Origin of the sequence: Bacillus sp. MMSF_3353 (assembly GCF_030733445.1) — a bacterium.
In the GTDB taxonomy this organism is placed as follows: domain Bacteria; phylum Bacillota; class Bacilli; order Bacillales; family Bacillaceae_G; genus Bacillus_A; species Bacillus_A wiedmannii.
Map to the genome: position 1 here is coordinate 22,135 of NZ_JASHJA010000022.1, position 25,276 is coordinate 47,410.

General features: G+C 32.4%; 24 protein-coding genes, 1 riboswitch and 1 other annotated feature. Of the genes, 20 read left to right on the top strand and 4 right to left on the bottom strand.

Features of this window, described 5'->3' with window-relative positions; genetic code table 11:
• Positions 1-186 precede the first annotated feature (186 nt).
• Entirely contained in the window at positions 187-1,665 is a 1,479-nt protein-coding gene (locus RBB48_RS25215) for a UDP-N-acetylmuramoyl-L-alanyl-D-glutamate--2,6-diaminopimelate ligase (protein WP_306008246.1), read from the top strand.
• Between the two features lie 155 nt (positions 1,666-1,820).
• Here the strand turns inward: RBB48_RS25215 and RBB48_RS25220 are convergent, their stop codons facing one another.
• Entirely contained in the window at positions 1,821-2,522 is a 702-nt protein-coding gene (locus RBB48_RS25220; protein WP_306008247.1) for a class I SAM-dependent methyltransferase, read from the bottom strand.
• A 231-nt stretch (positions 2,523-2,753) separates the two neighbouring features.
• Here RBB48_RS25220 and RBB48_RS25225 point away from each other — a divergent pair, with 231 nt between their 5' ends.
• Positions 2,754-2,924 (top strand): DUF2197 domain-containing protein, encoded by a 171-nt coding sequence (locus RBB48_RS25225; RefSeq protein WP_000551050.1) that lies wholly within the window; start codon positions 2,754-2,756, stop codon positions 2,922-2,924.
• A 66-nt stretch (positions 2,925-2,990) separates the two neighbouring features.
• Positions 2,991-3,247 (top strand) — a binding site (T-box leader).
• A gap of 83 nt (positions 3,248-3,330) precedes the next feature.
• The gene (lysS, locus tag RBB48_RS25230) at positions 3,331-4,887 is read left to right on the top strand and encodes a lysine--tRNA ligase (RefSeq protein ID WP_088610537.1); all 1,557 of its coding nucleotides are present in this window, start codon (positions 3,331-3,333) and stop codon (positions 4,885-4,887) included.
• A 60-nt stretch (positions 4,888-4,947) separates the two neighbouring features.
• On the opposite strand, the gene RBB48_RS25235 is transcribed toward lysS, so the two are convergent.
• Positions 4,948-5,376 carry a cell wall hydrolase gene (locus RBB48_RS25235; protein ID WP_088063554.1) on the bottom strand — a complete coding sequence of 143 codons (429 nt, stop codon included), beginning with the start codon at positions 5,374-5,376 and terminating at the stop codon, positions 4,948-4,950.
• A gap of 156 nt (positions 5,377-5,532) precedes the next feature.
• Between RBB48_RS25235 and RBB48_RS25240 the strand changes: the two genes are divergently transcribed.
• The 3 genes from RBB48_RS25240 (at position 5,533) to RBB48_RS25250 (ending at position 8,261) form a co-directional block, all read left to right on the top strand.
• The gene (locus tag RBB48_RS25240; RefSeq protein WP_088063555.1) at positions 5,533-6,447 is read left to right on the top strand and encodes an acetamidase/formamidase family protein; all 915 of its coding nucleotides are present in this window, start codon (positions 5,533-5,535) and stop codon (positions 6,445-6,447) included.
• A gap of 126 nt (positions 6,448-6,573) precedes the next feature.
• A complete protein-coding gene (locus tag RBB48_RS25245) occupies positions 6,574-7,281 on the top strand; it encodes a response regulator transcription factor (protein WP_088063556.1) in 708 nt (235 codons plus the stop codon).
• Complete coding sequence (locus RBB48_RS25250) at positions 7,278-8,261, top strand: sensor histidine kinase (protein WP_306008248.1); 984 nt, start codon at positions 7,278-7,280, stop codon at positions 8,259-8,261. The genes RBB48_RS25245 and RBB48_RS25250 overlap by 4 nt, the downstream gene beginning before the upstream one ends.
• Before the next feature lie 460 nt (positions 8,262-8,721).
• On the opposite strand, the gene RBB48_RS25255 is transcribed toward RBB48_RS25250, so the two are convergent.
• The gene (locus RBB48_RS25255) at positions 8,722-9,348 is read right to left on the bottom strand and encodes a DUF6518 family protein (protein WP_306008249.1); all 627 of its coding nucleotides are present in this window, start codon (positions 9,346-9,348) and stop codon (positions 8,722-8,724) included.
• A gap of 561 nt (positions 9,349-9,909) precedes the next feature.
• On the opposite strand from RBB48_RS25255, the gene abc-f reads away from it, so the two are divergent.
• The 6 genes from abc-f (at position 9,910) to RBB48_RS25285 (ending at position 16,751) form a co-directional block, all read left to right on the top strand.
• Positions 9,910-11,538 carry a ribosomal protection-like ABC-F family protein gene (gene abc-f, locus RBB48_RS25260; RefSeq protein ID WP_088063924.1) on the top strand — a complete coding sequence of 543 codons (1,629 nt, stop codon included), beginning with the start codon at positions 9,910-9,912 and terminating at the stop codon, positions 11,536-11,538.
• Between the two features lie 21 nt (positions 11,539-11,559).
• Positions 11,560-12,153, top strand: a complete 594-nt coding sequence (locus RBB48_RS25265) for a GNAT family N-acetyltransferase (RefSeq protein ID WP_306008250.1) — start codon at positions 11,560-11,562, stop codon at positions 12,151-12,153.
• A gap of 368 nt (positions 12,154-12,521) precedes the next feature.
• Positions 12,522-13,022 carry a DUF3267 domain-containing protein gene (locus tag RBB48_RS25270; RefSeq protein ID WP_088063560.1) on the top strand — a complete coding sequence of 167 codons (501 nt, stop codon included), beginning with the start codon at positions 12,522-12,524 and terminating at the stop codon, positions 13,020-13,022.
• Positions 13,023-13,331: 309 nt separating this feature from the next.
• Positions 13,332-14,102, top strand: a complete 771-nt coding sequence (locus tag RBB48_RS25275) for an ABC transporter ATP-binding protein (protein WP_088063561.1) — start codon at positions 13,332-13,334, stop codon at positions 14,100-14,102.
• Positions 14,077-16,011, top strand: a complete 1,935-nt coding sequence (locus tag RBB48_RS25280) for an ABC transporter permease (RefSeq protein ID WP_088063562.1) — start codon at positions 14,077-14,079, stop codon at positions 16,009-16,011. Before RBB48_RS25275 ends, RBB48_RS25280 begins: the two co-directional genes overlap by 26 nt.
• Before the next feature lie 68 nt (positions 16,012-16,079).
• Positions 16,080-16,751, top strand: coding sequence for a lipoprotein BA_5634 family protein (locus RBB48_RS25285; protein WP_306008251.1), 672 nt, complete (start codon positions 16,080-16,082; stop codon positions 16,749-16,751).
• 75 nt (positions 16,752-16,826) lie between these two features.
• Here RBB48_RS25285 and RBB48_RS25290 read toward each other — a convergent pair whose 3' ends face one another.
• Positions 16,827-17,168, bottom strand: a complete 342-nt coding sequence (locus tag RBB48_RS25290) for a DUF3914 domain-containing protein (RefSeq protein ID WP_048560973.1) — start codon at positions 17,166-17,168, stop codon at positions 16,827-16,829.
• A gap of 267 nt (positions 17,169-17,435) precedes the next feature.
• Here RBB48_RS25290 and RBB48_RS25295 point away from each other — a divergent pair, with 267 nt between their 5' ends.
• The 8 genes from RBB48_RS25295 to RBB48_RS25330 all read left to right on the top strand — a co-directional run bounded on the left by RBB48_RS25295 (position 17,436) and on the right by RBB48_RS25330 (position 25,163).
• Entirely contained in the window at positions 17,436-18,677 is a 1,242-nt protein-coding gene (locus RBB48_RS25295) for an esterase/lipase family protein (RefSeq protein ID WP_306008252.1), read from the top strand.
• Positions 18,678-18,764: 87 nt separating this feature from the next.
• Positions 18,765-19,808 (top strand): homoserine dehydrogenase, encoded by a 1,044-nt coding sequence (locus tag RBB48_RS25300; RefSeq protein ID WP_088063565.1) that lies wholly within the window; start codon positions 18,765-18,767, stop codon positions 19,806-19,808.
• 160 nt (positions 19,809-19,968) lie between these two features.
• Positions 19,969-21,417, top strand: coding sequence for a MocR-like pyridoxine biosynthesis transcription factor PdxR (gene pdxR / locus RBB48_RS25305; RefSeq protein WP_046959518.1), 1,449 nt, complete (start codon positions 19,969-19,971; stop codon positions 21,415-21,417).
• A 4-nt stretch (positions 21,418-21,421) separates the two neighbouring features.
• On the top strand, positions 21,422-22,336 hold the full coding sequence (ddlB, locus tag RBB48_RS25310) for a D-alanine--D-alanine ligase (RefSeq protein WP_088063566.1): 915 nt from the start codon (positions 21,422-21,424) through the stop codon (positions 22,334-22,336).
• Between the two features lie 72 nt (positions 22,337-22,408).
• Positions 22,409-22,514, top strand: a riboswitch (TPP riboswitch).
• 122 nt (positions 22,515-22,636) lie between these two features.
• The gene (tenA, locus tag RBB48_RS25315) at positions 22,637-23,326 is read left to right on the top strand and encodes a thiaminase II (RefSeq protein ID WP_088063567.1); all 690 of its coding nucleotides are present in this window, start codon (positions 22,637-22,639) and stop codon (positions 23,324-23,326) included.
• Between the two features lie 278 nt (positions 23,327-23,604).
• Positions 23,605-23,946 (top strand): heterocycloanthracin/sonorensin family bacteriocin, encoded by a 342-nt coding sequence (locus RBB48_RS25320; protein ID WP_098133536.1) that lies wholly within the window; start codon positions 23,605-23,607, stop codon positions 23,944-23,946.
• Positions 23,947-24,314: 368 nt separating this feature from the next.
• Positions 24,315-24,794, top strand: coding sequence for a homoserine dehydrogenase (locus RBB48_RS25325; RefSeq protein WP_176549881.1), 480 nt, complete (start codon positions 24,315-24,317; stop codon positions 24,792-24,794).
• Between the two features lie 243 nt (positions 24,795-25,037).
• On the top strand, positions 25,038-25,163 hold the full coding sequence (locus RBB48_RS25330; protein ID WP_255258668.1) for a hypothetical protein: 126 nt from the start codon (positions 25,038-25,040) through the stop codon (positions 25,161-25,163).
• The last annotated feature ends 113 nt before the right edge of the window (positions 25,164-25,276 follow it).

A 25,276-nucleotide genomic window follows, 5' to 3' on the forward strand; every position in this document is an offset into this window, starting at 1 on the left:
AACCTTAACTTTCTTTAATAGGATATCTCAAAATCCCCAAAAAGAGCACTTGCGGAAACAAGTGCTCTTTTATTTTTTTGTTTATTGAAGATGATTAAATTTCGTCCGACTAATATGGAATTTTAAACCATTATTTTACATAAAGCGGTAAAATAAGTAGGGGAAATTTGTAAGGGGGCGAGGGATTTGAAACTAAAAGAGCTGGCGGATTTGTTATTGATTAAAGAAACCATTGGAGATATGAATGTAGAAATTACGGGATTAGAAATGGATTCTAGAAAAATAACTAGTGGAAATTTATTTATATGTGTATCAGGTATTGATGGTTTTCTTGAAGATCGACATCAATTTGTTGAAAATGCAGTGAAAAATGGCGCTGTGGCGTTAATTGTAGAAAGAGATGTAAATATTGAAATACCTAAAATAATTGTTAAAGATGCACGATACGCTATGGCAGTTATTGCGTCACATTTCTATGGTTACCCATCTAATAAAATGAAGCTAATTGGAATTACAGGAACAAATGGTAAAACAACTACTTCCTATTTACTTGAAAAGATTTTGAGTGATTATGGATTTCAAACAGGGCTTATGGGGAATAACGGAGTGAAAGTTGGTTCGAAATGGTATCCTACTGATATTAATACGCAAGAACCACCGATACTTCAGCGGAATTTGCAAACGATGAAAAATCATAATACAGATTATTGTGTTATGGAAGTTACCTCACAGGGTTTACATATGGAAAGAGTTAAAGGGTGTAACTTTAAAACCGCTGTTTTTACAAATTTAACGCAAGATCATTTGGATTACCACGGAACATTTCAGGAATATAAGCACGTAAAAGGTCTTCTTTTTTCAAGATTAGGAAATGATTTTTCTACTATAGATCAAAAAATTGCTATTTTGAATGCAGATGATCCATCGGTAGAATACTTTAAAAAAGTTACTTCTGCTGAAGTGATTACATATGGGATAAATAACGGTGCAGATGTTCAAGCGAAGAGCATAACTTTAAGTTCAAAAGGAATTCAGTTTTTAGTTTCTTCCTTTAATGGAGAAATAGAAATCAATCTAAATCTAGTAGGCCGCTTTAATGTCTATAATGCATTAGCAGCAATAACAGCTGCATTGGTTGAAGGTATTCCGCTTACAAACATTAGTGACAGCTTATGTAACTTAAAGAGCATTGAAGGTAGAATGGAAATTATAGACGAAAACCAAGATTTCCTTGTAATAGTGGACTACGCTCATACACCGGATGCGTTAGAAAATGTCCTCTCTACAATTAGCGAGTTTTCAAAAGGTAAAATCATTACTGTTTTCGGTTGCGGTGGAGATAGAGACGCAAAAAAACGATCTATAATGGGTGGAATTGCTGGAAGTTATAGCGATTTTGTTTTTATTACTTCTGACAATCCACGTTCGGAAGACCCGCAGGCAATAATGAAAGATATTGAAAAAGGATTTTCACAGAATAATAATTTGAATTATAAAGTAGAAGTAGATCGTGAACTGGCTATAAAACATGCAATAAACATGGCATCTTCTAATTATATTGTTTTGATTGCAGGGAAAGGGCATGAAACGTATCAAATTTTAAAGGATTCGACTATTCATTTTGATGATAAAGAAAAAGCTCGACAAGCAATTATTGATAAATGAATGAATTCAATTAATAGCTGAATAGTATTTCTAATAAAAATAATGTTTTAGATGAAGCTAAAACTAATAACGAAGCAATTTTATGAAGAATTTATAATTGAAAGGTAAGGGTGTTTCTATGAATATATGAGGGAAAAACCTTACCTTTTATAGTTTTATTTCTGAAAAACAAATGTTATAGCATTTGTTTTTAATTGAATTTCTCTTTCGTTTCGGACTATATTATAAGCTAATTCTTTTATTTCAATTTTTATTTCTTGCCATTCTTTATAAATGCTTTTTAATAGATGTAGCATATCTTCAGTGGGAAGATTAATTTCAATTAAAGCAACTAATTCTTCATTCGTATGTAAGTCAATTTCTTGTATGTTCGAGTTAATAATGAAACAATTGATACCACCAATCTTTGTACCTTTTTTCATAGAATGGAGCACTTTTTTTAAATCTTCTTCTGATTGAACATGCTCTAAACTTGATACTGCAACGATATAATTATAAGTGTTAGGGGCAATATAGTAGTTTTCAATAGCTGCTTGTTCTGTTTTTATGACTTCAAATACATCATGTTCTTTGCTGTAAGTTTGTAATTTTGTTAAAGCGGAATCAAGTAAGTCCACACATGTAACAGTGCCGCTAGCATTTTTTATTTTTTGTGCAATTGGAATACTATTTCTACCAACGCCAGAGCCGAGGTCAAGTACTTGTAAGTTAGTTTGTCCTTCAAAGTAATCCATCAAGTCCAGAACTGTTTTAACCGGTTTATAAAGCCAAGAACCAGTTTCAAATAGTTTGTATTGTTCATAGCAAAGGTCATGATATTTCCTTTCTTCGTTTCTTATGTAATCGATACGGTTCATATAGTTTCAGCTCCAATATTTTCATTCCAACATGGTCCTTCAGCTAAACTTGCTTTAGCATCTAAAACCAATTCTATATTACTGATCAAGATGTTCACCTCAACTTATAAGATATTTATATAATTCGATAAGAATGAAGGTAAACCTTTTAGTCAGAGGATATTAAGATTTGTACTATAGAAAGCTGATTTTCTTAAGTGATTAAAAAAATGTATAAACATGGAGAGGAAAATGCATATGATGTTTTATGAAATTGTTTGCTTTTCTTGCAAAAATGTATTTCGTGTTTACGAAGGTAGTGAAAAATATAAACGATTTAAAGAGAAACCGAAAGGAACATATTGTTGCGATGAGTGTAGCCACAAAATTCAATTAGAAGCGATAAAGCATTTATTTAGATAGAGTTTTTATTCGAAAAAGTTTGACAATAAAGGTGTTATAAATTATCATATGAAAAAACTAATATTTAAAATGGCATGGAAGAGAAGAGTAGTTAAGAAAGAATACGTACAGAGAGCTCTGGTAGCTGAGAAAGAGCGGTATACAGCTTGACGAAAAAAGGCTTGGAGCTGCGCAAGGAACTAATTTGTTTAGGGATGGTGCGACGGATTCTCCCGTTATAGAGATAGGGTATACGCATATTTTGCCGTACCTGAAGAGGTTAATATGGCGACATATTAACAAACTGAGGTGGTACCGCGAAGCTAATAACTCTCGTCCTCAAGATGAATAATCTTGGGGGTGGGAGTTTTTTTATTGCATAAAACTGAAAGTGTGAAAATAAAAAATCAATTGAGGTGAGTAATATATGTATTGGGCGTATGAAGTAGCACATGAATTAATAAGAAAACATCCAAATAAAGAAACTTTTGTTTGCGCATCTGGAATAAGTCCATCTGGTTCTATTCATATCGGGAACTTTCGCGAAATAATAACGACTTATTTCGTTGTAAGAGCACTTCAAGATTTAGGGAAAAAGACTCGTTTTATATTTTCATGGGATGATTATGATAGGTTTAGAAAAGTTCCTAAAAATATTGATCCATCTTTTGCAAAATATATTGGTATGCCATACTGTGATATTCCAGATCCATATGGCTGTCATAACTCCTATGCAGAGCATTTTGAAAAAGAGTTTGAGAAATCGCTTCAAGTATTTGGGGTTGAAGTGGAATTCATATATCAACATGCTGAATATAGAAGTGGAAGATATAACAAAAACATATTAGAGGCTTTATATAAAAGAAAAGAAATATATGATATTTTAATGAGTTTTAAAATAGGAGAGTGTAGTGAAGAAGAGCGAGAGAGCTTTTATCCAGTCACATTATATTGTGAGAAATGCGGGAAAGATGCAACAACGATTACACATTTTGATGAAGTATTAAAAACAGTACGATATAAATGTGAATGCGGAAATCAAACTGAATTATCGGTATTAAATACAAATAAAATGAAACTGAATTGGAAAATCGATTGGCCGATGAGATGGATGATAGAGGATGTTATTTTTGAACCGGGCGGAAGAGATCATTCTTCGGAAACGGGTAGTTATAATGTATCAAAGGAAATTGCAATGAAAATATTTAATCGTGAAGCTCCTCATTATGTTGCTTATGATTTCATTAGAATTAAAGGGAATCATGAAAAAATGTCAAGTTCTTCAGGGAATAGTATTACACCTAATGATTTGTTAAAAGTATATTTACCAGAAGTGATTCTTTTTATGTTTGCTAAATATAGACCAAACGCAGCTTTTCATATCGGTCTTGATGAAGATGTGATTCGCAATTATACAGAATATGAACGATTGAAAGAAAGTTATGAGAATAAAACGCTCAAAAATGAAGATTTATTTGATGCAATTAAACTTTCTAGAGTTGATAGCAGAATTAAAGAATATCCGAAATTTAATCAAGTAGCAGGAACGTTACCGCTATTAAATTTTGATTCATCTATTTTACAAGGTATATTAGAAAAAATAGATAGGAATTATGCATTAGAGGATATGATAGCGATAAGCAAACGGGCAGAGTATTGGGTTAGAAACTTTCAAACTGAAAAATTAATTGCTGTAAATCAAGAGAGAAATATAGAGTTTTACAACACATTAGATGAAAAGCAGAAAGAGTGGCTAGTAGAAGCTTGCACCATACTTCTTCGTTCTAACAAAGATTACTCTAACTTAATGGAACAATTGTATTCGATTTGTCATCATGAAAATAAAAAAATAATGAAAGAAAATCAAAAACAATTATTTATTATTATATATAGGCTCATTATAAATCAGTCTAGCGGCCCACGTATACCGTTATTAATACATGTAGTAGGCATTGAAAAATTCATCACATTATTAGATTTCTAAAAAATAAAGGAAACGCAAGTACTCAGAGATCTAAGCTAAGTACTTGCGTTTCATATTTTGCTACCGTGAATACATTTTCGGACATTCATCACCACGTGGTTCATAAAAACAATGGCTTTTAAATTGCCCGACAAATGGCTGGTTATACCATTCAGGTGGACAAACACCAACTGGACGGAAATACCAAAGAGCCCAACGTGCTGGCCAGCGCCATTCACCTTGTAAAACTTTTCTTGCGATGTCTTTTTCTGAATCACGCGCGCGTTGATAAAAATATCCGTATTGCACTGCTTCAAATCCGCCAGGGCTTTGATATACTGCATCACGTACAGTTCGAAGTTGTTTAAAATCTAAGCAATCACAAAATACACGATTTACTACTACGCAACCAACAAGTTGTTCACCTTGTCGACCTTCTCCTTCAGCTTCAGCACGAATTAAACGAGCTAGTAAATCAACATCGCTTTCGTTATATGGAATAAGGGGCATAGTGCTACCACCTTTCTTTACCTGTTATAGTAAAGAGTGTATGTATGAAAATAAGCTAGGTGCTTTTCTATATGTAAATTTATTAATTTTTCAAAGGAGCTTTTGTGAAAAAAGCTAATTAGTAATTGTAGACTAATATAAAAGGGGAGAGATAAAATGTATCGAATTCATAAAGACCATATTATTTACGCAATGTCACCAGAAAACAAACCATGTATGGAAGTAGAAATTGGGAGTCGTCTTGTATTTGAAACATATGATTGCTTTGAAAATCAAATTGATTCTGAAGATGTTGCGTTTCAAGAATTAGATTGGAACCGAATTAATCCAGCGACTGGACCTGTATATATCATTGGTGCAGAACCTGGTGATATATTAGTTGTTAAGATTGAAAAGATAAAAATTGCAGAGCAAGGTGTTTTAACTACAGGTACGAATCTTGGTGTAATGGGTGAAGAGCTAAATGAAAATACCGTGAAAATTGTCCCGATACATAATGAACATGTTTTATTTTCAAATGAACTGCAAATCCCGATTAATCCAATGATTGGTGTAATTGGTACTGCGCCGAAAGAAGAGAGCATTTCATGTGGCACACCGCATGATCACGGCGGGAATATGGATTGTAAAGAAATAAAAGAAGGGACAACATTATTATTACCTGTAAATGTTCCTGGTGCTCTATTAGCATTAGGCGATTTACACGCAGCGATGGGTGATGGTGAAATTGGTGTTAGTGGAGTAGAGGTTGCTGGTGAGGTGACGGTAACTGTTCAGATTATAAAAGGAAAGAAATGGCCACTACCAATGGCGATCCAAAAAGAAAAACTTATGACGATTGCTTCAGAGAAATTGTTAGATGATGCAGCGAATCGCGCTGTACGTAATATGGTGACATTTTTACATGAAGAATTAGAAATGTCTAAAGCTGATGCAACACTTTTATTATCAGCTGCCGGTGATTTAAAAGTATGCCAAGTTGTGGATCCGCTGAAGACTGCTCGGATGGAATTAGGTATGAATTATGTGGAGAAACTGGGGTTTACTTTGAGTGAATTTCATATTAAATAAGAATAATAGCAGAAGGATGCTTTTGTATAAAAGTATCCTTTTTTGATTTACGGATTATATAAAAAAAGGTAGTATTTATTTTATATAATTGAATATAAGATTGTGGATCGAAAAAGGAGTAAACACATGGTTAAAATTATGATTGTAGAAGACGATATGAAAATTGCAGAACTATTATCAACACATGTCGCGAAATACGGGTATGAAGGAATTATTGTATCGGATTTTCAAAATGTATTAAACATTTTTTTAGAAGAACAACCAGAGTTAGTTTTATTAGATATTAATTTACCAAGTTTTGATGGGTACTATTGGTGTCGTCAAATTCGAGGAGTTTCTACATGTCCGATATTATTTATTTCGGCTCGTGAAGGCACAATGGATCAAGTTATGGCGCTAGAAAACGGTGGCGATGATTTCATTTCAAAGCCATTCCATTACGAAGTTGTAATGGCTAAAATTCGTAGTCATTTAAGACGTGCTTACGGAGATTATGCACCAAAAGTAGAAGAACGGATGGTTGAGCAACAAGGTCTTTGTTTATATCCCGAAAGGCTTGTATTGAAGCTTAAGAATCAAGAAATTGATATAACGAGAAATGAAGCTATTTTATTAGAAATGTTAATGAAAAATTATCCGCGTGTTGTGGGTAGAGAAGTGTTATTAAATAAATTATGGGATAGTGAATCTTATGTTGATGATAATACATTGAGTGTAAATACAACTCGTGTGCGTAAAAAGTTAAAAACATTACAGATTGAAGATGCAATTGAAACGATTCGTAGTGTCGGTTATAGATTACATATTACTTGGGATAATGGTATAGAGAAATGATAAAATTATTTATTCGTGATCATATACCGCTCATTTGTTTTACAATAATTCAGCTACTAGTCATATTTCTTGTATATTGGTTTGACGGGCATAACCATATTGCAACGGCATTATATGCAATGTTTTTAGGTGTCTTTTTTATGGTAGGCTATTTAGTATTTCGTTACTTTACTCATCGTACGTTCTATGAACGATTAGCAAATCCGTTGCATTCTTTGGATGATTCTGTTCAAAAATCAGATTTTGCAGTTTTATCTACTGCGCTTCAGGACTTACTTGAGGTGCAATATCGACATTATCAAAATCAGCTGCAAATACAAGAGAGAAAAAATAATGATCATTTAACCTTTATGAACCAGTGGATACATCAAATGAAAACACCTTTATCTGTAATAGAATTAATTACACAAGATGAAGTCGATCCACGGTTTGAAAGTATTAATGAGGAAACAGATAGGCTGAAAAAGGGATTAGAGATGGCTCTGTATGTCGCACGTTTAGAGGCATTTACACAAGATTTTCATGTGGAAAAAGTACAGCTACATAAAATAGTGAATGATTCCGTGCATGAACATAAACGCTTCTTTATCCGAAATTTTGTATATCCAGAGCTTAAAATTGATAAGGACATTATTGTAGAAAGTGATGCAAAATGGTTACAATTTTTAATTGGACAAATACTATCGAACGCGATCAAATATTCATCTGGTAGTCGAGAGAAGATTAAAGTAAATGCTTGTAAGGAAGGTAATAACGTTATACTTGAAATTGTCGATAGTGGTGTGGGGATGCCGAAGCAAGATTTACCTAGAGTATTTAAACCTTTCTTTACAGGGGAAAATGGCAGAGATTTTAAAGAATCAACTGGAATGGGGCTATATCTTGTATATGAAATTACGAAACAATTAGGACATAGTGTAGAAATCCATTCAGAAGTTGGTAAAGGTACCGTTGTACGAATTATATTTTTTAATGTGTAAATAAGTGATCTAGGCTAAAGAACTGTGGAGATAAGTTTTTTAGCCTTATTTTATCCCGCTTTAATGGGCAGTAAAACCCCCTACCTCAAAATTCAGCGAAAGCAAAGAAGTTAGGTGGGGGTCGGGCTGCCCATAAAAGTCCGATTGGTTCAACTAATAATCAGTGGGGGATGAAGAAAACCCCTATTGATTAAGGTTTCACTTTATAGCGATTATATGAAATGGTAAAAGGTCATCTTAGTATGTATAATGACACGCTAATAAATACGATTGTTAAATTAGAAGGATTTAATAAAAAGCTGATAAATAGTTTTTGTAAGAAAAAAGCCACCCCTTTGAAAGAGATAGCTTCATGAATCCATCCTATGAATAAGTGTATCAACATTAATAAGTATAATGTTTGAATTCGTGATATGTATTATGGATTATAATAGAATGAGTCTTTTGTTTTTCCATGATATTAAGCAAACAAACTTAATAATTTATATCCAATTAATCCTAAAATAATGATAGGAACCATCATTAAGAAAGAAGAAATTCGATTAGCATTAGAGCGTTCTAATACAAGAATCAAGATAATGCCGACTATCACTTCGGTATATCCAACAGGTAACATGTGACTATATTCTTCAAAATGTAAAAGAATATGAAGTCCATCCGTTACAAAAACTCCACTAATAAGCGCGCTTCCGAATTTATGAAGTGGATTTGTAGTATCTTTCCATAGAAAACCTGCAATTCCAAAGATAGTTCCTCCTATAAATGCACATACAATCCATACAGATATAAAATAAATAGAGTGAGCTACATTTTTAATAACTATTGCATAACCATAGTAGCCTAATATCATGCCGAGTAGCGCAAGGATGCCAGAAAGTATAGCTGTACGTTTAGAATAACTCAAGCTAGCCACGAAAAAGGATGGAACTAACCAAACGCTTCCTAGGTTAACTAATGAATTCCAATTTCCTGGAAGTATACCTTGCCCCAATTTAGTTAGTATACCAACAATTACTCCTACTATAATCGGGATGAGAACGATCCTTAAAATAATATTTGATTTTGTAATTTTTAATGTTTTGTCCATAAATTCAATCCTTATATTAATATTTTCTGTAAACATATAATATCTTATTATAGGAGAGTAATCAATAAAAATTTATCGAAAAACAATAAGATATTATTGGATAACGAATAACATATAATTAATCATAAATTTATATAAAAATTATATAAGAGGGGGTACTTAGGGTTTTACTTTTTGGGGAAATATAAAGCAAGTAGTACAATAAATGCTGTTTGTTCAAAATGAATTTAAGAAATGATAAATAGCCCTTGAAGAAAGCAAACTTTATAATAGCACATATAATTGCATTTACTCATACAGTACTATCATGGTACAATATGGTTACTAACGACGGAAAGGAATGATGGGTGGACGATGATTAACTAATCTTATTTTTAAATGTTGAAATTCAATAAATTTCAATTTCTAAAAAATAGGATTAGTCTGCCCAATTTCCATACAACGGTATTGCTATTTATGTTGTGTAATAGCTTATTTGGGTATAAATATTTTAACGACTAATCCTGCCAAATTTATTTGGGAGGATTTTTTTATTCTCCCTTAATGAAAGGGATCGGTATTATGAAAGAACTATTAAAATTAAATGATGTTTATGTTGAAATAAAGGAAAATACTTTGTTAGAGAAAATGAATGTGACAGTAAAACAAGGGGATGTTATCGGATTAATTGGTAAAAACGGGGCTGGTAAATCAACATTACTTCAATTAATAAATGGGAAGATTGAACCGTCAAAAGGTACAGTTGAATGGCTTCAAATGAATATGACAACTGCATATGTTGAACAAGAAAAAGAATCTTTCGTTAGCAAGGATATGATTGCAAAAGAAGCAGAACTACTTGCGAAATGGGGCGTGCCAACGAATGATTTCCTTACTTTAAGTGGTGGTGAAAAGCTAAAAGTTCGATTAGCAAAAGGGTTTGCCCAAAATCCTAATGTCTTAATATTAGACGAACCGACAAATCATCTAGATGAGATGAGTACGGAATTTCTTATTAAACAAATAAAAAATATGAAAGGTACAGTTATCGTCGTATCACATGATCGATATTTTTTAGATGTTGTTGCGACTAGAATATGGTCAATTGAGGATAAGAAATTAATTGATCATAGCGGGAATTATACGAGTTATATGAAAGCACGTGAACATAAAAGAATGACGCAACAGCGTGAATATGAAAAACAACAAAAGAAAATAGAACAAGTAGAAACACATATAAAAGAATTAAGTTCATGGTCACAAAAGGCACATGCGCAGTCTACAAAACAAGAAGGTGTTAAAGAATTTTATCGTGTAAAGGCGAAGCGAATGGACGCGCAAGTTAAATCGAAACGAAAACGTCTTGAAAAAGAGCTAGAGAAAACGAAAGTAGAACGTGTGAAAGAAGATTATTCAGTTGAATTTTCTATTCAAGCGAGTAAAAAAGTAGGAAAACGTTTCTTAGAAGTAAAACAATTGCGGAAAGAATTTAATAAACGAACATTATTTGAAAACGTTAATTTTACAATTCAGCACGGTGAGAAGGTTGCGATTATTGGACCGAATGGTAGTGGGAAAACAACGTTACTAAAGATGATTATGGGAACAGAAACTGCTGAAGGAGAAGTATGGATTTCACCATCAGCAAACATTGGTTATTTAACACAAGAAGTATTTGATTTACCACTTGATAAAACACCAGAAGATTTATTTTATAAAGAGTCATTTGAAGAAAGAGGGAAAGTTCAAAATTTAATGAAACATTTAGGTTTTCAAGCTTCTCAATGGAAAGAGCCGATTGAGTATATGAGTATGGGGGAACGAGTAAAATGTAAGCTTATGGCTTATATTTTAGATGAAAAAGATGTACTTATTTTAGATGAACCGACGAATCACCTTGATCTGCCATCACGTGAACAGCTTGAAAACACATTAGCTGAGTATAATGGAACACTTGTTATCGTTTCTCACGATCGATATTTTTTGGAGAAAACAACTACGGCAAAACTTGTGTTTGTAAACAATACGATACAAAAGCAGCTCGAAGAACCTACGAAAACAAGAGATGAAATTGAAGAGCTACGTTTAACGTTAGAAACAGAAAGACAAGAAGTATTAGGGAAATTAAGCTTTTTAACTCCTAAAGACAAAGAATATAAAGAACTAGATGAACGGTTTATGGAACTTACGAAGCAGATTAAGGCGCTTTAACGTAAGTAAGGGGGATTAGACATGGGAGAAGAGGGTTTGACTAAGCTATTTAAAATAGATTGTGGTGATATATACCTACAAGAGTTTACGGTCAAAGATGCAGAAAGTATTTATAAAATAGCAAATCAACCGGACATAGAAAAGTTTTTACCGGACTGGAAATCAACGAAAGAACAACGAGTTAATTGGGTTACAAATTATGAAATACCAGAAAATAAAGCATTTCTTAATGCAGTGAGAACTACGACTAACATAGATGATCACATATTAAGACTAGGAATATTTAAGAAAACCACAAATGAATTTATTGGATGGTGCTGCACAGGCATGAAAGATGAACTCCCTGCACCGAACAGAGAAATTATGTATGCTGTTTCAAGTGAATATCATAATAATGGATATGCAACGAAAGCAACTAAAGGACTGATTGATTATTTGTTTAAAAATACAAATGTGGATGTCCTTAACGCAATTGCATTAATAAACAACGCACCATCAAATAAGGTCATTGAAAAATGTAGATTTACTTATTTGGGTCAACAGATGATAGAAAATCAAATTTATAATCATTATGTATTGAGTAAATCCGAATGGATAAAAAATAGCGCTCTTTAAAAGGAGCGAAAATGTAATGAAATCATTAAAAAGCTTAGAGCTAAAGTTCTAAGCTTTTTTGCATTGTGTGCTTTTCACCGAAAACAGATGTATTAAGTTGTACATGCAAGAACCATTTTATAAACAACATATTTGAAAAGGGATTTGGAATATTTTGTCGAAAGTGTTTATTTGTGAAAACACTAAATTTTCACTCTAATAATTCTGTAAATGAATTACCTTAAGCTTTAATAAAAGCATAAAGGAGTTTGTATCTAAAATTAACGGTTAAGTGTTAGTGGATTACATTTTTTAAAAGTATGAAATAGTTTAAACAAGGGAGGAGAAAGCTTATTATACTTTGGTTTCGTTACTTACCACAAATAAGTATGGATTTGTCAGAATGGACTCCTTTTATACAAAATGATTGGCACCGAAAATATTATATGAAGTTTGTATATGTACTTCAAATCATTATTTTTCTAATACCGTATTATTTTGGAGCAAGTTTCACTCATATTAATATATTTTATCTTATCATTTTAGGTATTTTAGTCTTCATCATTCATGAATATCTACACGTTATTGTTATAAATAAAATGGGGGATATTAGCTTAACTTGCAGCGGAATATTTTTTTGGCTAAATACAAATGCAATTCTATCCAAAACGCGTTTTTGGATCTTTATGAGTTTACCTATTATTGTACTATCGGTCATTCCTGGCATTATATCATCTTTTGTATCAGGCAATTTTAAGTCAATCTTATTATTTGTATGTTGGATAAACGCAATAATTTCTGCTTCAGACATATACAATTCTTTGTTAATTGCGATCAAACCGAAGCAATCAATTTTTTGTAGAGGGTATTATAAAGTGAAAAAGAATTAAAATGGTGACGCAAAAACATTTCAATTAAAAGCGTTAGTTAAAAATATAATTTTGGGAAGGAAAAGACCGATAAAGCAATCGGTCTTTTCTCATTTTTATAATAAAGGTTTGATATACAATTGTATTTCCTATCACTATACAATTATTATAAGATAGTTATGCGTTAATTTTAATTTGTATATAGTATTATTATCAGTTTTTTTAGAAATCTTACAAGCGTGTAAGATAAATGAAAGATGAATCAATATGAGCTATAAGAGAATTCATTTACACTCTATTGTGAGAAGTGCAAATGAAGGGAGAATAGAAATGGAAATTTTACATGCGAAAAATATTAGTAAAGTATATAAAGGGAAAATACCTTTTAAAGCATTAGTAGATATTGATTTATCGATTCAAGAAGGCGAATTTGTAGGGATTATGGGTCCATCTGGTAGCGGGAAAACTACATTATTAAATATGGTATCTACTATCGATTCTCCGTCCTCAGGAGAAATAGTAATAAACGGTACAAATCCTTTCCAGTTATCATCAGAAGATTTAGCTTTATTCCGTAGGAAACAATTAGGATTTGTTTTCCAATCATTTAATTTACTTAGCACGCTTACAGTGAAGGAAAATATCGTATTGCCGATGACATTAGATGGCGTTTCTGTGCAAGAAATGAACAAATGCGTACAAGAAATCGCAGAGAAATTAAATATTACAGATATATTGAATAAAAGAACGTTTGAAATATCAGGAGGCCAAGCTCAAAGAACAGCAATTGCTCGTGCAATTGTTCATAAGCCGCAATTATTACTCGCAGATGAACCAACAGGGAATTTAGATTCTAAATCTTCAAATGATGTAATGGAGATGTTAGATACTCTAAATAAGGAAGAAAAAGCTACGATGATGTTAGTGACTCATGATCCGTATGCAGCGAGTTTTTGCAGCCGAGTAATTTTTATTAAAGATGGTCAACTATATAACGAAATTTATCGTGGTGAAAGCAGGCAAGCATTTTATCAAAAGATTATGGATGTCCTTTCTTTGTTAGGAGGGAAAAGGCATGACTTTTCGTCAATTCGCATTTAATAATATTTTTCGTAATAAGCGTACATATGCTGCCCATTTTTTAAGTAGTGCATTTTCTATAATGATTTTCTTTACGTATGCTCTTTTATTATTCCATCCTGATTTACAGGGGGAGTTGAAATCGACAAGTAAAACAATAAGTACATTTGGTACATTAGGATTTGAAGTTTCTCAAGGTTTGATTTTTGTCTTTTCATTCTTCTTCATTCTATATTCAGTGAGTTCGTTTTTAAAAACGCGTAAGAAAGAATTTGGCATTTTAATGATGCAAGGTATGTCAATGAGACAGCTTAAGAAGTTATTGTTAATTGAAAATATGTTAATTGGACTTGGTTCAATTTGTATAGGGGTTCTTATTGGACTTATATTTTCTAAACTAGTTTTATTAATAAGTGCCAGTGTATTAATGATTAGTAACGGCTTACCTTTTTATATACCAGTAAAGGCGGTATTATTAACTGGCATCACGTTTCTATTCTTATTTTTAATTGTTTCGCTAGTTACTTTTAAAATGATAAAAGTAACAGAACTTGTGGAACTTATTCAAGCAGGGGAAAAGCCAAAGCCTGAACCGAAATCGTCAATTTTATTATCAATTTTTTCTTTATTTAGTATAGGATATGGCTATATTTTAGTATTTCGCTTTATCCCAAGTTATAGTTTTATTACGCTCGGAATGGGTGTTCTCCTAGTAATTATAGGAACGTACTTTTTATATACACAGTGTAGCGTTTATATATTGCATCTTGTGAAAAGGAGTGAATCTTTCTTTTTAAAGAGAACCAATATATTAACATTTTCAGAATTAATATACCGTATGAAAGATAATGCAACAATGTTTTTTATAGTATCTATTATTTCAGCAGTTGCTTTTACAGCAATTGGCACGACAGCAGCTCTTGGAAACAAAGATTTGGTAAGGATGACAAACCCGTATACATTTCTGTATACAGCTCCTGATAAAAATAAAATAACGGATAAACATCTCTCGATTATAAAAAAACATCTTGCTGATTCTAATATTCCATATCGAATGGCTTCCACTTCAGATATTTATACAGAAAGTAATGTAAATGTAATGAAGTTAAGTGAATATAACGAACTTGCGAGAGCACTCGGGTACCAACAAGAAACGATTGAAAAAGAAGATGAAATGTTATTAATCCCTGGAGTCGTATCACAAAAACAAGAGTTTAAAAATGGTGATTATAAAAAGAATATTGAAGTCATTCAAGGCGATTGGACAAAGACATTTCATGTGAAAAAAACTGTAGATAATTTAGTTTTGCCACACGATACGGAAGGGATTAATATTGCGATTCAAGATCATGTGTATGATGAAATTCCGCTTAATAGTAATCTAGATTTTGAAAATATTATTCAATATCGAACTTATGGATTTGTTGTAGATGATTGGATAAAAACGAAAGAGATTTCAAACCAATTAAGTGACATATTCGATCAAGATCCTAGAGACATACATTTTGAATTTAGAGCACTAACTATAGAGTTGTTAAGTGCAAAACAAACGAATGGGTTATTACTTATGGCAAGTGTTTTAGTTGGAATCGTCTTCTTTACTTTCGCTGCTAGTTTTATTTATTTCCGGTTATATACTGATTTGGACCGCGATCAGCAGCAATATAAGATGATTTCGAAAATGGGATTAAGTAAACGAGAGTTGAAAAAAGTTGTAACAAGACAATTAGTATTAATGTTCTTCTTACCGATTATAGTTGCAGTGATTCATACTGTGGTCGCTTATATGGCATTACAACAATTAGTCGATTTTTCTATTATGAATAGCTCTATCATAATTTTAATTTCATTTATATGTATACAAGTTTTATATTTCTTTATAACTCGTTGGCGTTACTTACAAAAGCTTTATAAAACTATGGAACAGTAGAGAATATCAGCAAGTAAGATTGCAGAAAAGCATGTAAAAAAACAATTTGAGTTATGAAAGGAACTGTGATGAAAAAACCACTCTCTATTTTCATATTAAGTATATTAATTTTAATAAGTTTAAGTGCATGCTCTAAAAATGAAAACAGATTTCCAGCTAACGGCGTATTAATCATTGGAGATGAGAATCATACTTCAACAATTATGAATCGTTATAAGGAAAATACGAAAGAACATGAAGTTTTTTCGGTGAAAACAGGTAGATTTGACCAAAAAAGGGTTTTGATATTAAATGAATCTACTGCAAAAGCGATGATTAAAGCAAAAATTTTTCGTAAAAGAGATCATTCATCCCATTCTAAACCTTTAGATACGTTACCGAGTTTTCCAAAAGAAAGTTCACTATTATTTATAAATGAAGAAGAAAAGAATATAAAAAGTATTGAAATAGAAGGTAAAGCGATACCAGTTGCATATGAAAGTGATGCTTGGCTTGGTAATAATCGAAATTATGGAACACTATGGTATGTAATTGTGGCGAGCAATAGTGTATATAAAGAAATACAGGCAAATGAAACAAAAATGCAACTTCTTCATCTGAAAGAATCTTTAGGTGACGAAAAACCTAAAATGTCGACAGATAATACATTGACTAATGAATATGTAAAAGTAAGAAAGTTAATTAAAGATTTTGAGGAAGAAGTATCAGTTCAATTTGTCACGATTGGAGAAAAATCATAAAAAAGAGTTCAAGGTTGATAGGAATTTTATCAGCCCTGAACTCTTTTTAATTTTAGACCATTTAGATAACATAGTTTACATTACTTCATTTAATCGCGTCTCGCTCGGTTCTTCAATCGCATTTGAATTTTGAACTGAATTATTTTGAGATTCTTTTTCCTTACGAGACCTTTGTAGCATTTCAAGTATGATCCATAAAGGAACACCTTTATCTTTTAACATCTTCCATAAATCTAATTCGTTAAATTTATGCTCAGGTTGTTTCATTTCTTTTTCAGATGAACGAATATCAAATTTGATGGGATCATTTGATTTTTTATCTTCAAGTTTAGTAGAAGAGATAGTATTATGCTCAAGATTAGATGGAGTTATTTTAGTAGGTTGAGATAACGTATGAATATTTAATCCGATTTGCATGCCTTTTCCTCCTCCTTAAGTAATAAAATTAGTTTTCTTATAATTATTAAAGCTATTTAATATAAGGAACCTATATTTAATTATAAATTTAAATAATTAGATTTACAAGTTATATTGTAAAAAGTAATTCCTCACTTGAATTAATATTTATCAACATTTGTGTATGTTTTCTCTATATACAATGTATATAAAATACTTTACATTATGTTTAAGTTAAGAACTCATTTTTAATAGGGAAATGTAAACGCTTTATTAGGGGGAGGAAGCATGGGGAAATTATTTTTAAAAATATTTTTATTCGCAATAGGGACTGTGTTTTTATTCGCAGCAAAAATAACTTACGCTGAAGAGAAACAACAAAATGATTATCCTATCATATTAGTGAATGGATTTGCTGGGTGGGGTAGAGAGGAAATGTTAGGGGTTAAATATTGGGGTGGTGTTCATGATATACAAGAAGATTTAAAAAGAAGTGGCTATACAGTACATACTGCTGCTGTTGGACCAGTTTCTAGTAACTGGGATCGTGCATGTGAATTATATGCGCAAATTAATGGAGGTACAGTAGACTACGGTGCCGCACATGCTGAGAAACATGGACATAATCGTTTTGGTAGAACTTATAGTGGTTTTGCACCGAATTGGAGTGAAACAAATAAAGTTCATTTAGTTGGGCATAGCATGGGCGGACAAACAATTAGAACATTAGTACAGCTATTAAAAGAAGGTAGTTTTGAAGAAAAAAATCATGTGAAAAATCATCCGAACACGAATATATCACCACTATTTGAGGGCAAGAAATCATATGTTCATAGTGTGACAACATTAGCAACTCCTCACAATGGCACGACACTTGCGGATGGTAGTCTTCTACTACCGTTCGTTAAAGATTTACTCATTACAGCTGCAAGTTTTGGAGGGAATAATAATTTATCGTTATATGATTTTAAATTGGATCAATGGGGTATAAAAAAGAATACTGGAGAGTCTTTTTTCCAATATACTGATCGTATTGTAAATAGTTCACTTTGGGAAGATACAAAAGATATAAGTCAATGGGATTTAAGTACAGATGGTGCAAAGGAGCTTAATAATTGGGTAAAAACGCAATCAGATGTGTATTACTTATCATATAGTGGTCATGCATCACAAGCGGCACCTATAACAGGTTTACATCTACCTCATATAACGATGAATAAGGTGTTAATGGGTAATGCGTTTTTCTTAGGTTCCTATGCAAGATATGAAGAAAATCGACCATTAATTGATACTTCTTGGTGGCAAAATGACGGTGTAGTAAATACAAATTCTATGGTCGCGCCCTCATCTAATGCTATTGTAAATAGTAATGAGCATTTACAGATTGGGAAATGGAATCATATTGAAACAAAAGCAAATTGGGACCATCTCGATATGGTAGGACTTAGTGTTTCAGATACGTTAGGTTTTTCTAGCATTCAAGAGTTTTATAGAACAATTGCAGAAAAATTATCAAGATTACCGAAATAGGTAATAATAAAGCGCTCTCGATGGAATTCGAGGGCGCTTTATATTATATTGAAAGAGGGATATGGTAGAAAAATATGGGGGGATATTATGAAAGTTCAAGTTGTATTATCTGGATATGGGACAGTAGGAAGAGAGTTTATAAAATTATTAAATGAAAAATATTTATATATAAATGAATCATATGGAATAGATTTAGTGGTAAGCGCTGTATTAGGTAGAAATGTTGCAATACATAATGAGGATGGATTATCTATTCATCACTTATTAATGTATGGTGGCGGTAGCGCTGCAATTGAAGAATACATTGAACATCATCCAGAGGAACGAGCAACAACTAGCATAAGTGGAACTGTATTAGTAGAATCAACAGTTACAAACCTTAAAGATGGAAATCCAGGAAAACAATATATAAAACAAGCGATTGAGAACCATATGGATATTGTAGCAATTTCAAAAGGCGCACTCGTTACAAACTGGAGAGAAATAAATGAAGCAGCAAAAATCGCAAATGTACGAATTCGATATAGTGGTGCAACTGCGGCGGCATTACCGACACTTGATATTGGTCAATTTAGTTTAGCTGGTTGCCATATTGAAAAAATAGAAGGAATATTAAACGGGACTACAAATTATATCCTTTCGAAAATGAATGAGGAAGATATTACGTTTGAAGAAGCACTGAAAGAAGCGCAAAGTAAAGGAATTGCTGAAACGAACCCAATATTAGATGTAAGTGGTTCTGATAGTGCGTGTAAATTGTTACTTTTGACAAACAGTTTAATGGGAACAGAAAATACGCTTACTGATATACATATAAAGGGTATTGAACATGTTACAAAACAACAAATTCGAAATGCTAAAGAACAAAATAAATATATTAAATTAATAGCTTCAGCATATAAGGATAAGGATGGTAAAGTGGCTCTTCATGTGGAACCGTACGAAATAGATAAAGATCATCCACTAGCAAAAGTAAATGGAACAGAAAAAGGAATTACGTTCTTTACAGATACGATGGGGCAAGTTACTACAATTGGTGGTGCTTCCAATCCACGTGGAGCCGCAGCAGCAGCTTTAAAAGATGTAATTAACTTATACCGCAAAGATTTATCCCTTAGTAATAGGCAGTAAAATGCCTGTTACTAAGGGATAATAATCAGTGGGTGATAATCAGCCCCATTGATTAAAGTTCCACTTTATAAGACCGTACCGCCCTTTATAAAAAATACATATGTAGTGGACCTTTTGAGAATGAAATAAATATGCAAAAATGATTGCAGGGGGTAAGGAATTGTTTAAAGATTTTAAAGTTGTGAAAGATCGTCCCGTTTATATTCAATTGAAAGATTATTTGAAAAAGATGATTATGAAAGGTCATTTGCTCGGGGATCAAAAAATCCCTTCAACTAGGGAACTAAGTGAATTACTAAGTGTGAGCAGAAATACTGTACTCGCTGCTTATGCGGATTTAGAGCAAGAAGGACTCATTTATGCAGTTAAAGGGAAAGGGAATTTTGTAGCGAAGGTTGATATATCGAACACTTCGTCTGTTGAAATAGATTGGAAACATAAACTTAATACAGTTACCTTATTAGCGGATGAATTAGATTTAATGAAACATGGTGTTCGCTGGGAAAAAGGAATGATTGTTTTTAATAGCATTGCTCCGGACGAAAAGCTATTTGATGTGGAAAATTTCAAAAGAGCTTTTCTTACTCGTATGTCCATTGAAGGGGATGTCGTATTAAACTACGGATACGCAAAAGGTTATAGACCTTTAATGAATTATCTACTTCATTATATGGAAATGAAAGGTGTAGATATTTCGAACAAAGATATTTTAATTACAAATGGATTTACAGAAGGATTAGACATCGTGCTATCCTCGTTATCGAAGAAATCAGGGCGGGTTATTTGTGAGAATCCAACTCACCATGCTGCATTGAAGCTTTTCCGTTTACATGGACTTGAAGTTCACGGAATTAATATGAATGAAGATGGCATCGATACGAACGAAGTAGAAAAAAGTTTGCGTGAAAAAGAGTTTGATTTCGCATATTTAATTCCTTCCTATCATAATCCAACCGGTATTGTTACGAGTTCGGAGAAAAGAACGGAACTGATGAGATTATTCTCCAAATATAAGGTTCCTATTATAGAAGATGGATTTAATGAAGAGCTACGTTATTCAGGTTCACACTTAGCACCATTATTAACTTTTGCTGGCGCTGGTAATAATGTAATTTATATTAGTAGCTTTTCAAAGGTACTTTTCCCTGGTTTACGTGTAGGCTGGATCATCGCCGATAAAGAACTGATTCATCATTTAGAAAGTGTAAAAAGAGCAAGAACGATTCACACATCTACGTTAGATCAAGCTGTTCTATTTCAATATTTACATGAAGGATATTTTGAAAAATATTTAAAAAAGGCAAGATCAGTTTATAAGAAGAAATATGAATTAGCTGTTGGGGCGTGTAACGAGTACATTCCGTTTCAAAGAATGACCGGTGATGGTGGACTTCATTTATTTATAGAGTTAGAAGAAAAAATTCATGCCCGCACACTTTTACAAAAGTGTTATGAGCAAGGGGTTACATTTTCTCCAGGAGATGTTTTTTATTCTGATGGAGGAGGAGCGACTACTTTTCGATTAGGATTTTCACGTCTGAAAGAAGAAGAAATAGTTCGTGGAATCAAAATAATCGGTGATACAATAAAAACTGAAATTTGGAGTTGAGGAAATGAGAATTGGCGTTATTATGGGGGGAGTATCCTCTGAAAAACAAGTATCAATTATGACTGGAAATGAAATGATTGCAAATTTAGATAAAAATAAATATGAAATCGTACCAATTACGTTAAATGAAAAAATGGATTTAATCGAAAAAGCGAAAGACATTGATTTTGCGCTGCTTGCATTACACGGAAAATATGGAGAAGATGGGACGGTTCAAGGCACGCTTGAAAGTTTAGGTATTCCATATAGCGGGAGCAATATGTTATCTAGCGGTATATGTATGGACAAAAATATTTCGAAAAAGATTTTACGCTATGAAGGTATAGAAACACCCGATTGGATTGAACTTACAAAAATGGCGGATCTAAATCTTGATGAATTAGAGAAGTTAGGATTTCCGTTAGTGGTAAAACCAAACTCTGGTGGATCAAGTGTTGGGGTAAAGATTGTATATGATAAAGATGAATTAATTTCAATGCTGGAAACTGTGTTTGAATGGGATTCTGAAGTAGTAATAGAGAAGTATATAAAAGGTGATGAGATTACATGTTCAATTTTTGATGGAAAACAGTTACCTATTATTTCAATCCGACATGCAGCTGAGTTCTTTGATTACAATGCAAAATATGATGATGTTAGTACAATTGAAGAAGTTATCGAACTTCCAGGAGAATTGAAGGAACGTGTAAACAAAGCGTCACTGGCTTGTTATAAAGCATTGAAATGCAGCGTTTATGCAAGGGTGGATATGATGGTAAAGGACGGAATTCCATATGTAATGGAGGTTAATACATTACCAGGGATGACACAAGCAAGTTTACTACCGAAAAGTGCAGATGCAGCTGGTATTCATTATAGTAAACTATTAGATATGATTATTGAAACTTCATTAAAAGCAAGAAAAGAAGAAGGATTTTAAGAAGCGCTATCATGAATACTTTTGACAGTAACATGAAGTATGTTATGATGAATACAATACGAAAATTAAATATTTATCCACTAGGGGGGCCTATTATAGGCTGAGATCAAATGAGAATTTGAGACTCTTAGTACCTGATCTGGTTAATACTAGCGTAGGGAAGTGGGAAGACATTACTATTTTATGAATAAATACTGTCAATTTCACTTTCTTTACGTTTGTAAAGAAAGTTTTTTTATTTTACAGATTTAATAACTGTGGGTAAATACTTAAATTTTATACTTTATTGGAGGGATTTAAATGACATTTTCACAATCATTACGTCAAGAAGTAGATTCAATTTGGGAAGCTAGTTTTCATCACCCTTTTGTAAAACAACTTGGTGAAGGAACGTTAGATTTAGCTAGTTTTCGCTATTACGTACTTCAAGATTCATATTATTTGAGTCACTTCGCTAGAGTACAAACTTTAGGAGCTGCAAAAGCACTGGAATTAGAAACGACAGCTCGTATGGCACACCATGCTCAAAATACATACGAGGCGGAATTATCTTTACATGAGAACTTTGCGAAGAAACTAGGGATAACACAAGAAGAGAAAGATAATTTTATCCCTGCTCCAACTGCATACGCTTATACTTCACATATGTATCGTGCTGCGTATGAAGGACATTTAGGCGATATCATTGCAGCAATTTTACCTTGCTATTGGTTGTATTATGAAATTGGGGAGCGTTTAAAAGAATGTCAGCCAGAAGAGCCAATTTATAACGAATGGATTTCTGCTTATGGATCTGATTGGTTCCGTACATTAGTTGAAGAGCAAATTACACGGTTAGATACTATCGCTGAAAAAGTGACAAAGTCTGACCGGAAGCGAATGAAACAGCATTTTATTATTAGTAGTCAATATGAATATTCATTTTGGGAAATGGCTTATACTTTAGAAAAGTGGCCAGTGAATACAGAAGTAGAAGATGTCATTGGATAATGAGTAGGGGTATGGATAATACTTATGTATATGATTTCACAAAAGAAGTATCGCAAAAAGACGCATCAATCTAAGTGCGTCTTTTTTCAATTTATAAAAATGAGCCTATGGAAAAAATAACCTAAAAATAGGTATATGAACAAGGTGCATTATCTAGTGATAGGTCATATTTTGTAGGGGTACGTATTGAACTTAGTTTATAGCGCTATTTCTACTTAGATTTAACGAACAGAAATATAAGAAAGCATTGGAAAAGTTGAAGTTTATAAACGGAGGTAATGAAAATGAATAAGTTTCAACAAGAACTACAAGCGTTAAGCCTTAATGATTACCAATCTGGAAATATTGTGTATTGGGACCAACAAAACCAATATCCATATTACTATATTGAAGATGCTGCTCGTCGCTGTGGCGGTTGTGGTCGTTGTGGAGGTTGTGCAGGTCGCTGTGGTGGATTTCGTTGTGGTGGATTCCGTTGTATTGGTTGCTTCGGTTGTTTTGGTTGTGGAGGTTGTGGAGGTTGTGGCGGCTGTGGCGGCTGTGGTAGTTGTTCTAATTGTTTTAGTGGTTTTAATGGTACTACTGATACAACTGGTACTATTGTAACATATGAATATTGATAAGAGAAAAAAGGAATCCAATAGTGAAGTATTATATAATTTTTATTAAAGAATTTAATAAAAACACATGTAGCATTCAAGTGAAAGAATGATATTTAGATTTTTAGTTGTAAATCAAGATAAGATATATAAAGCAATGACTAGACTTAAAACCTAATCATTGCTTTTTTATATTTTTACCATCAAATAAGGAATCTGTTGCTTCTAGTTAGTGGGTAGCGAAAGCAATTATTACAACTATGTAAGATTAATGTAATGTTAATCGATAGTAAATGAAGATACTTGAGTGTATTTTAAATAAGATTTAAAAGTACTGTTTATTTTTAAAATATTGAGGTAAGTAAAATTCTATTAGGAAGTGTATTAAAATGATTGAACTTAAATCTATTATCCATTCGTACAAACTAAAGAGAAAAATAGCAAGGGATTTATACGGAAACAGAGATGAATTGACACTGTTATTAAATGAATTTAATAAAATGAAACACACAGTAACATGTGAAAAAAAGAAAAATAATATATTATCTCGTTTACAATTAATTTATCAACATATGAAATTAGATAAACGGTATCCTCTTCCAATTACTTTTAATAGTAAATTATTGGATCGATTAGAAAAAGAATCTCTTCATTCTATTGAGGAAGGTATAGCATGTCTACAATTAATGTTAGATATGAATTATGAGAAAATAAAACAATATGGATCGAGTACAAGTAGGTCATTTGTTCCATTATCGCAGTCTTCCATTTGTCTTGCTGATTGTATTTGCATAACTGGATTTGTATTAGGATTACTAGGTGCAATTACATTTGGGGGATTAGTTTTATCTGTATGTTCAATTACATAAAGGTTGATATTTGCAAGAAGGGCACCGACTTAAGGTGTTCTTTTTTAGTTTTATTGTAAATGATAAATATTACATCATTCTTATCGCAACAAAGTAGTTCAGCCCCTAACGGTATGCGTCAAGGTGCTGAAATTTGAGAACCCTTCTTTAATAGATAAATATGATTATCAATCTCTTGCATTATAACACTAGGTTAATTAAATGAGAAACTTAATATTTATATGTATTTATATAAGTGAGAATGTGAACAAATTTGAATGGGTTATTGCGATTCTAGAGATTGTAAAGCCATACATGGATGAAAAAGATTTTGAGCAAGTAATGTTTAAAACTGTAGTTCTTATGCAAGAGGAAATGGATATTAAATAAAATTGTTATTTCATTGTAAGTAAAAAGAGCACACATATAAGCATGCTCTTCGATAAGAAAGGTAGATCCCTATGAGCGGAGAGACTACATACAATATCGTATGTTCGTTTCTT

What these genes read in the sequence shown, in the direction of transcription:
- lysS (WP_088610537.1), top strand. Translation starts at nt 3,331, where the DNA reads ATGTATTGGGCGTATGAAGTAGCACATGAATTAATAAGAAAACATCCA.
- abc-f (WP_088063924.1), top strand. Translation starts at nt 9,910, where the DNA reads ATGAAAGAACTATTAAAATTAAATGATGTTTATGTTGAAATAAAGGAA.
- RBB48_RS25220 (WP_306008247.1), bottom strand. Translation starts at nt 2,522, where the DNA reads ATGAACCGTATCGATTACATAAGAAACGAAGAAAGGAAATATCATGAC.
- tenA (WP_088063567.1), top strand. Translation starts at nt 22,637, where the DNA reads ATGACATTTTCACAATCATTACGTCAAGAAGTAGATTCAATTTGGGAA.
- RBB48_RS25265 (WP_306008250.1), top strand. Translation starts at nt 11,560, where the DNA reads ATGGGAGAAGAGGGTTTGACTAAGCTATTTAAAATAGATTGTGGTGAT.
- RBB48_RS25235 (WP_088063554.1), bottom strand. Translation starts at nt 5,376, where the DNA reads ATGCCCCTTATTCCATATAACGAAAGCGATGTTGATTTACTAGCTCGT.
- RBB48_RS25240 (WP_088063555.1), top strand. Translation starts at nt 5,533, where the DNA reads ATGTATCGAATTCATAAAGACCATATTATTTACGCAATGTCACCAGAA.
- RBB48_RS25290 (WP_048560973.1), bottom strand. Translation starts at nt 17,168, where the DNA reads ATGCAAATCGGATTAAATATTCATACGTTATCTCAACCTACTAAAATA.
- RBB48_RS25250 (WP_306008248.1), top strand. Translation starts at nt 7,278, where the DNA reads ATGATAAAATTATTTATTCGTGATCATATACCGCTCATTTGTTTTACA.
- RBB48_RS25320 (WP_098133536.1), top strand. Translation starts at nt 23,605, where the DNA reads ATGAAAATGAATAAGTTTCAACAAGAACTACAAGCGTTAAGCCTTAAT.
- RBB48_RS25285 (WP_306008251.1), top strand. Translation starts at nt 16,080, where the DNA reads ATGAAAAAACCACTCTCTATTTTCATATTAAGTATATTAATTTTAATA.
- ddlB (WP_088063566.1), top strand. Translation starts at nt 21,422, where the DNA reads ATGAGAATTGGCGTTATTATGGGGGGAGTATCCTCTGAAAAACAAGTA.
- RBB48_RS25295 (WP_306008252.1), top strand. Translation starts at nt 17,436, where the DNA reads ATGGGGAAATTATTTTTAAAAATATTTTTATTCGCAATAGGGACTGTG.
- RBB48_RS25275 (WP_088063561.1), top strand. Translation starts at nt 13,332, where the DNA reads ATGGAAATTTTACATGCGAAAAATATTAGTAAAGTATATAAAGGGAAA.
- RBB48_RS25225 (WP_000551050.1), top strand. Translation starts at nt 2,754, where the DNA reads ATGCATATGATGTTTTATGAAATTGTTTGCTTTTCTTGCAAAAATGTA.
- RBB48_RS25325 (WP_176549881.1), top strand. Translation starts at nt 24,315, where the DNA reads ATGATTGAACTTAAATCTATTATCCATTCGTACAAACTAAAGAGAAAA.
- RBB48_RS25245 (WP_088063556.1), top strand. Translation starts at nt 6,574, where the DNA reads ATGGTTAAAATTATGATTGTAGAAGACGATATGAAAATTGCAGAACTA.
- RBB48_RS25300 (WP_088063565.1), top strand. Translation starts at nt 18,765, where the DNA reads ATGAAAGTTCAAGTTGTATTATCTGGATATGGGACAGTAGGAAGAGAG.
- RBB48_RS25255 (WP_306008249.1), bottom strand. Translation starts at nt 9,348, where the DNA reads ATGGACAAAACATTAAAAATTACAAAATCAAATATTATTTTAAGGATC.
- RBB48_RS25270 (WP_088063560.1), top strand. Translation starts at nt 12,522, where the DNA reads ATGGATTTGTCAGAATGGACTCCTTTTATACAAAATGATTGGCACCGA.
- RBB48_RS25280 (WP_088063562.1), top strand. Translation starts at nt 14,077, where the DNA reads ATGACTTTTCGTCAATTCGCATTTAATAATATTTTTCGTAATAAGCGT.